Genomic DNA, 8160 nt, shown 5'->3' on the forward strand with positions numbered 1-8160 from the left:
TCCTTCAAAACTAGATAACATTGCTACATATTATATGGTTAAGTCCTCGATCTATTAGTATTCGTCAGCTCCACATGTCACCATGCTTCCACCTCGAACCTATCAACCTGATCATCTTTCAGGGATCTTACTAGCTTACGCTATGGGAAATCTCATCTTGAGGGGGGCTTCATGCTTAGATGCTTTCAGCACTTATCCCTTCCGCACATAGCTACCCAGCTATGCCCTTGGCAGAACAACTGGTACACCAGCGGTGCGTCCATCCCGGTCCTCTCGTACTAAGGACAGCTCCTCTCAAATTTCCTACGCCCACGACGGATAGGGACCGAACTGTCTCACGACGTTCTGAACCCAGCTCGCGTACCGCTTTAATGGGCGAACAGCCCAACCCTTGGGACCGACTACAGCCCCAGGATGCGATGAGCCGACATCGAGGTGCCAAACCTCCCCGTCGATGTGGACTCTTGGGGGAGATAAGCCTGTTATCCCCGGGGTAGCTTTTATCCGTTGAGCGATGGCCCTTCCATGCGGAACCACCGGATCACTAAGCCCGACTTTCGTCCCTGCTCGACTTGTAGGTCTCGCAGTCAAGCTCCCTTATGCCTTTGCACTCTACGAATGATTTCCAACCATTCTGAGGGAACCTTTGGGCGCCTCCGTTACACTTTAGGAGGCGACCGCCCCAGTCAAACTGCCCACCTGACACTGTCTCCCGGGTCGATAAGACCCGTAGGTTAGAATTTCAATACAGTCAGGGCGGTATCCCACCAGCGCCTCCACCGAAGCTAGCGCTCCGGTTTCAATGGCTCCCGCCTATCCTGTACAAACTGTACCAAAATTCAATATCAGGCTACAGTAAAGCTCCACGGGGTCTTTCCGTCCTGTCGCGGGTAACCTGCATCTTCACAGGTACTATAATTTCACCGAGTCTCTGGTTGAGACAGTGCCCAAATCGTTACACCTTTCGTGCGGGTCGGAACTTACCCGACAAGGAATTTCGCTACCTTAGGACCGTTATAGTTACGGCCGCCGTTTACTGGGGCTTCAGTTCAGAGCTTCGCTTACGCTAACCCCTCTCCTTAACCTTCCAGCACCGGGCAGGTGTCACCCCCTATACTTCGCCTTACGGCTTCGCAGAGAGCTGTGTTTTTGCTAAACAGTCGCTTGGGCCTATTCACTGCGGCTTTCCGTTAAGAAAGCACCCCTTCTCCCGAAGTTACGGGGTCATTTTGCCGAGTTCCTTAACCAGAGTTCTCTCGCACACCTTAGGATTCTCTCCTCGCCTACCTGTGTCGGTTTGCGGTACAGGCACCTTTTATCTCGCTAGAAGCTTTTCTTGGCAGCGGGGAATCAAAGACTTCGCTCCATAAGGAGCTTCCCCATCACAGCTCAGCCTTTACGATAAGCGGATTTGCCTACTTATCAGCCTAACTGCTTGGACGTGCACAACCAATCGCACGCTTCTTCTATCCTTCTGCGTCCCTCCATTGCTCAAACGATAAAGAGGTGGTACAGGAATATCAACCTGTTGTCCATCGCCTACGCCTGTCGGCCTCGGCTTAGGTCCTGACTAACCCTGAGCGGACGAGCCTTCCTCAGGAAACCTTAGGCATTCGGTGGACGGGATTCTCACCCGTCTTTCGCTACTCATACCGGCATTCTCACTTCTAAGCGCTCCACCAGTCCTTCCGGTCTGACTTCACTGCACTTAGAACGCTCCCCTACCACTGATACCATTGGTATCAATTCGCAGCTTCGGTGGTGTATTTAGCCCCGGTACATTTTCGGCGCAGAGTCACTCGACTAGTGAGCTATTACGCACTCTTTAAATGGTGGCTGCTTCTAAGCCAACATCCTAGTTGTCTAAGCAACTCCACATCCTTTTCCACTTAATACACACTTTGGGACCTTAGCTGGCGATCTGGGCTGTTTCCCTCTTGACTACGGATCTTATCACTCGCAGTCTGACTCCTAAGGATAAGTCATTGGCATTCGGAGTTTGACTGAATTCGGTAATCCGATGAGGACCCCTAGTTCAATCAGTGCTCTACCTCCAAGACTCTTACACTTAAGGCTAGCCCTAAAGCTATTTCGGGGAGAACCAGCTATCTCCAGGTTCGATTGGAATTTCTCCGCTACCCACACCTCATCCCCGCACTTTTCAACGTGCGTGGGTTCGGGCCTCCATTCAGTGTTACCTGAACTTCACCCTGGACATGGGTAGATCACCTGGTTTCGGGTCTACGACCACGTACTAAACGCCCTATTCAGACTCGCTTTCGCTGCGGCTCCGCCTCTTCAGCTTAACCTCGCACGGGATCGTAACTCGCCGGTTCATTCTACAAAAGGCACGCCATCACCCATTAACGGGCTCTGACTATTTGTAGGCACACGGTTTCAGGATCTCTTTCACTCCCCTTCCGGGGTGCTTTTCACCTTTCCCTCACGGTACTGGTTCACTATCGATCACTAGGGAGTATTTAGCCTTGGGAGATGGTCCTCCCAGATTCCGACGGAATTTCACGTGTTCCGCCGTACTCAGGATACATTCAAGAGAGAACGAAGTTTCGACTACGGGGTTGTTACCCTCTACGACGGACCTTTCCAGGTCGCTTCGTCTACCTCGTTCCTTTGTAACTCCGTATAGAATGTCCTACAACCCCAAGAGGCAAGCCTCTTGGTTTGGGCTATGTTCCGTTTCGCTCGCCGCTACTCAGGAAATCGCATTTGCTTTCTCTTCCTCCAGGTACTTAGATGTTTCAGTTCCCTGGGTCTGTCTTCCATACCCTATGTATTCAGGTAAGGATACCATACCATTACGTATAGTGGGTTTCCCCATTCGGAAATCTTCGGATCAAAGCTTACTTACAGCTCCCCGAAGCATATCGGCGTTAGTCCCGTCCTTCATCGACTCCTAGTGTCAAGGCATCCACCGTGCGCCCTTTCTAACTTAACCAAACTAAAAATTAAAAAATATGAGCTACACTGTTATCTAGTTTTCAAAGAACATACATTTATATATGAGAGATAGTTCTCTCAAAACTGAACAAAACGAAACACGGAAACTTATATTGATGAACAGCGTTCATCAATTCTCCATAGAAAGGAGGTGATCCAGCCGCACCTTCCGATACGGCTACCTTGTTACGACTTCACCCCAATCATCTGTCCCACCTTAGGCGGCTGGCTCCAAAAAGGTTACCCCACCGACTTCGGGTGTTACAAACTCTCGTGGTGTGACGGGCGGTGTGTACAAGGCCCGGGAACGTATTCACCGCGGCATGCTGATCCGCGATTACTAGCGATTCCAGCTTCATGTAGGCGAGTTGCAGCCTACAATCCGAACTGAGAACGGTTTTATGAGATTAGCTCCACCTCGCGGTCTTGCAGCTCTTTGTACCGTCCATTGTAGCACGTGTGTAGCCCAGGTCATAAGGGGCATGATGATTTGACGTCATCCCCACCTTCCTCCGGTTTGTCACCGGCAGTCACCTTAGAGTGCCCAACTTAATGATGGCAACTAAGATCAAGGGTTGCGCTCGTTGCGGGACTTAACCCAACATCTCACGACACGAGCTGACGACAACCATGCACCACCTGTCACTCTGCTCCCGAAGGAGAAGCCCTATCTCTAGGGTTTTCAGAGGATGTCAAGACCTGGTAAGGTTCTTCGCGTTGCTTCGAATTAAACCACATGCTCCACCGCTTGTGCGGGCCCCCGTCAATTCCTTTGAGTTTCAGCCTTGCGGCCGTACTCCCCAGGCGGAGTGCTTAATGCGTTAACTTCAGCACTAAAGGGCGGAAACCCTCTAACACTTAGCACTCATCGTTTACGGCGTGGACTACCAGGGTATCTAATCCTGTTTGCTCCCCACGCTTTCGCGCCTCAGTGTCAGTTACAGACCAGAAAGTCGCCTTCGCCACTGGTGTTCCTCCATATCTCTACGCATTTCACCGCTACACATGGAATTCCACTTTCCTCTTCTGCACTCAAGTCTCCCAGTTTCCAATGACCCTCCACGGTTGAGCCGTGGGCTTTCACATCAGACTTAAGAAACCACCTGCGCGCGCTTTACGCCCAATAATTCCGGATAACGCTTGCCACCTACGTATTACCGCGGCTGCTGGCACGTAGTTAGCCGTGGCTTTCTGGTTAGGTACCGTCAAGGTGCCAGCTTATTCAACTAGCACTTGTTCTTCCCTAACAACAGAGTTTTACGACCCGAAAGCCTTCATCACTCACGCGGCGTTGCTCCGTCAGACTTTCGTCCATTGCGGAAGATTCCCTACTGCTGCCTCCCGTAGGAGTCTGGGCCGTGTCTCAGTCCCAGTGTGGCCGATCACCCTCTCAGGTCGGCTACGCATCGTTGCCTTGGTGAGCCGTTACCTCACCAACTAGCTAATGCGACGCGGGTCCATCCATAAGTGACAGCCGAAGCCGCCTTTCAATTTCGAACCATGCAGTTCAAAATGTTATCCGGTATTAGCCCCGGTTTCCCGGAGTTATCCCAGTCTTATGGGCAGGTTACCCACGTGTTACTCACCCGTCCGCCGCTAACTTCTTGAGAGCAAGCTCTCAATCCATTCGCTCGACTTGCATGTATTAGGCACGCCGCCAGCGTTCATCCTGAGCCAGGATCAAACTCTCCAATAAAGTTAGTTTGTCTAGCATCTAAAAATAAAAATTGACGTTTCACGTTGTTTGTTTCGTTCAGTTTTCAAAGAACTAATGGTGGAGCCTAGCGGGATCGAACCGCTGACCTCCTGCGTGCAAGGCAGGCGCTCTCCCAGCTGAGCTAAGGCCCCAAACAAGTATCGGGAAGACAGGATTTGAACCTGCGACCCCCTGGTCCCAAACCAGGTGCTCTACCAAGCTGAGCCACTTCCCGAAAGAAAACGCGCCCGAGAGGAGTCGAACCCCTAACCTCTTGATCCGTAGTCAAACGCTCTATCCAATTGAGCTACGGGCGCATATGGTGCCGAGGGCGGGGGTCGAACCCGCACGGTGGTCACCCACCGCAGGATTTTAAGTCCTGTGCGTCTGCCTGTTCCGCCACCCCGGCATGTCATATTGAAAATTGGAGCGGAAGACGGGATTCGAACCCGCGACCCCAACCTTGGCAAGGTTGTATTCTACCACTGAACTACTTCCGCAAGACATGTTTGAGATATTTTATTAAAAGTGCGGGTGAAGGGAGTCGAACCCCCACGCCAAAGGCGCTAGATCCTAAGTCTAGTGCGTCTGCCAATTCCGCCACACCCGCATATTTCATTAAAATGGTGAGCCATGAAGGATTCGAACCTTCGACCCTCTGATTAAAAGTCAGATGCTCTACCAACTGAGCTAATGGCTCTCAAAATTAAAACTGGTGCCGACTAGAGGACTTGAACCCCCAACCTACTGATTACAAGTCAGTTGCTCTACCAATTGAGCTAAGTCGGCTAAATGGTGGAGGATGACGGGATCGAACCGCCGACCCCCTGCTTGTAAGGCAGGTGCTCTCCCAGCTGAGCTAATCCTCCATTTGCCTGGCAACGTCCTACTCTCACAGGGACAAGGTCCCAACTACCATCGGCGCTAGAGAGCTTAACTTCCGTGTTCGGTATGGGAACGGGTGTGACCTCTCTGCCATCATTACCAGACTGTATTCATTTAAGACAAGAATTATTGTAACTCATTTAACTTTTAAAGTCAACAAGTTTTTTATATTCTTTCAAAACTAGATAACATTGCTTCATATTATATGGTTAAGTCCTCGATCTATTAGTATTCGTCAGCTCCACATGTCACCATGCTTCCACCTCGAACCTATCAACCTGATCATCTTTCAGGGATCTTACTAGCTTACGCTATGGGAAATCTCATCTTGAGGGGGGCTTCATGCTTAGATGCTTTCAGCACTTATCCCTTCCGCACATAGCTACCCAGCTATGCCCTTGGCAGAACAACTGGTACACCAGCGGTGCGTCCATCCCGGTCCTCTCGTACTAAGGACAGCTCCTCTCAAATTTCCTACGCCCACGACGGATAGGGACCGAACTGTCTCACGACGTTCTGAACCCAGCTCGCGTACCGCTTTAATGGGCGAACAGCCCAACCCTTGGGACCGACTACAGCCCCAGGATGCGATGAGCCGACATCGAGGTGCCAAACCTCCCCGTCGATGTGGACTCTTGGGGGAGATAAGCCTGTTATCCCCGGGGTAGCTTTTATCCGTTGAGCGATGGCCCTTCCATGCGGAACCACCGGATCACTAAGCCCGACTTTCGTCCCTGCTCGACTTGTAGGTCTCGCAGTCAAGCTCCCTTATGCCTTTGCACTCTACGAATGATTTCCAACCATTCTGAGGGAACCTTTGGGCGCCTCCGTTACACTTTAGGAGGCGACCGCCCCAGTCAAACTGCCCACCTGACACTGTCTCCCGGGTCGATAAGACCCGTAGGTTAGAATTTCAATACAGTCAGGGCGGTATCCCACCAGCGCCTCCACCGAAGCTAGCGCTCCGGTTTCAATGGCTCCCGCCTATCCTGTACAAACTGTACCAAAATTCAATATCAGGCTACAGTAAAGCTCCACGGGGTCTTTCCGTCCTGTCGCGGGTAACCTGCATCTTCACAGGTACTATAATTTCACCGAGTCTCTGGTTGAGACAGTGCCCAAATCGTTACACCTTTCGTGCGGGTCGGAACTTACCCGACAAGGAATTTCGCTACCTTAGGACCGTTATAGTTACGGCCGCCGTTTACTGGGGCTTCAGTTCAGAGCTTCGCTTACGCTAACCCCTCTCCTTAACCTTCCAGCACCGGGCAGGTGTCACCCCCTATACTTCGCCTTACGGCTTCGCAGAGAGCTGTGTTTTTGCTAAACAGTCGCTTGGGCCTATTCACTGCGGCTTTCCGTTAAGAAAGCACCCCTTCTCCCGAAGTTACGGGGTCATTTTGCCGAGTTCCTTAACCAGAGTTCTCTCGCACACCTTAGGATTCTCTCCTCGCCTACCTGTGTCGGTTTGCGGTACAGGCACCTTTTATCTCGCTAGAAGCTTTTCTTGGCAGCGGGGAATCAAAGACTTCGCTCCATAAGGAGCTTCCCCATCACAGCTCAGCCTTTACGATAAGCGGATTTGCCTACTTATCAGCCTAACTGCTTGGACGTGCACAACCAATCGCACGCTTCTTCTATCCTTCTGCGTCCCTCCATTGCTCAAACGATAAAGAGGTGGTACAGGAATATCAACCTGTTGTCCATCGCCTACGCCTGTCGGCCTCGGCTTAGGTCCTGACTAACCCTGAGCGGACGAGCCTTCCTCAGGAAACCTTAGGCATTCGGTGGACGGGATTCTCACCCGTCTTTCGCTACTCATACCGGCATTCTCACTTCTAAGCGCTCCACCAGTCCTTCCGGTCTGACTTCACTGCACTTAGAACGCTCCCCTACCACTGATACCATTGGTATCAATTCGCAGCTTCGGTGGTGTATTTAGCCCCGGTACATTTTCGGCGCAGAGTCACTCGACTAGTGAGCTATTACGCACTCTTTAAATGGTGGCTGCTTCTAAGCCAACATCCTAGTTGTCTAAGCAACTCCACATCCTTTTCCACTTAATACACACTTTGGGACCTTAGCTGGCGATCTGGGCTGTTTCCCTCTTGACTACGGATCTTATCACTCGCAGTCTGACTCCTAAGGATAAGTCATTGGCATTCGGAGTTTGACTGAATTCGGTAATCCGATGAGGACCCCTAGTTCAATCAGTGCTCTACCTCCAAGACTCTTACACTTAAGGCTAGCCCTAAAGCTATTTCGGGGAGAACCAGCTATCTCCAGGTTCGATTGGAATTTCTCCGCTACCCACACCTCATCCCCGCACTTTTCAACGTGCGTGGGTTCGGGCCTCCATTCAGTGTTACCTGAACTTCACCCTGGACATGGGTAGATCACCTGGTTTCGGGTCTACGACCACGTACTAAACGCCCTATTCAGACTCGCTTTCGCTGCGGCTCCGCCTCTTCAGCTTAACCTCGCACGGGATCGTAACTCGCCGGTTCATTCTACAAAAGGCACGCCATCACCCATTAACGGGCTCTGACTATTTGTAGGCACACGGTTTCAGGATCTCTTTCACTCCCCTTCCGGGGTGCTTTTCACCTTTCCCTCACGGT

General features: G+C 51.4%; 9 tRNA genes and 4 rRNA genes (1 of these 13 only partly in view). All 13 read right to left on the reverse strand.

From position 1 onward, the window contains the following. Positions 1-34: 34 nt before the first annotated feature. Positions 35-2956 (reverse strand): 23S ribosomal RNA (locus MHI28_RS17625). 146 nt (positions 2957-3102) lie between these two features. Further along, positions 3103-4654 (reverse strand): 16S ribosomal RNA (locus MHI28_RS17630). A gap of 76 nt (positions 4655-4730) precedes the next feature. Next, positions 4731-4806: transfer RNA gene (locus MHI28_RS17635), tRNA-Ala, on the reverse strand. 9 nt (positions 4807-4815) lie between these two features. Further along, positions 4816-4889, reverse strand: a tRNA-Pro gene (locus MHI28_RS17640). 8 nt (positions 4890-4897) lie between these two features. Then, positions 4898-4971 (reverse strand) — tRNA-Arg (locus tag MHI28_RS17645). Positions 4972-4974: 3 nt separating this feature from the next. Then, a tRNA-Leu gene (locus tag MHI28_RS17650) sits at positions 4975-5063 on the reverse strand. A gap of 16 nt (positions 5064-5079) precedes the next feature. Further along, positions 5080-5154: transfer RNA gene (locus MHI28_RS17655), tRNA-Gly, on the reverse strand. 29 nt (positions 5155-5183) lie between these two features. Further along, positions 5184-5264: transfer RNA gene (locus tag MHI28_RS17660), tRNA-Leu, on the reverse strand. 14 nt (positions 5265-5278) lie between these two features. Next, positions 5279-5354: transfer RNA gene (locus MHI28_RS17665), tRNA-Lys, on the reverse strand. Positions 5355-5367: 13 nt separating this feature from the next. Further along, a tRNA-Thr gene (locus MHI28_RS17670) sits at positions 5368-5443 on the reverse strand. Between the two features lie 4 nt (positions 5444-5447). Next, positions 5448-5523: transfer RNA gene (locus MHI28_RS17675), tRNA-Val, on the reverse strand. Positions 5524-5527: 4 nt separating this feature from the next. Then, a 5S ribosomal RNA gene (gene rrf / locus MHI28_RS17680) occupies positions 5528-5643 on the reverse strand. A gap of 101 nt (positions 5644-5744) precedes the next feature. Continuing rightward, positions 5745-8160: ribosomal RNA gene (locus tag MHI28_RS17685) — 23S ribosomal RNA — on the reverse strand; it runs 506 nt beyond the window's last position. Together the 16S, 23S and 5S rRNA genes with 9 tRNA genes alongside form the textbook arrangement of a ribosomal RNA operon.

Source organism: Bacillus sp. FSL K6-0268 (assembly GCF_038005425.1).
In the GTDB taxonomy this organism is placed as follows: domain Bacteria; phylum Bacillota; class Bacilli; order Bacillales; family Bacillaceae_G; genus Bacillus_A; species Bacillus_A thuringiensis_S.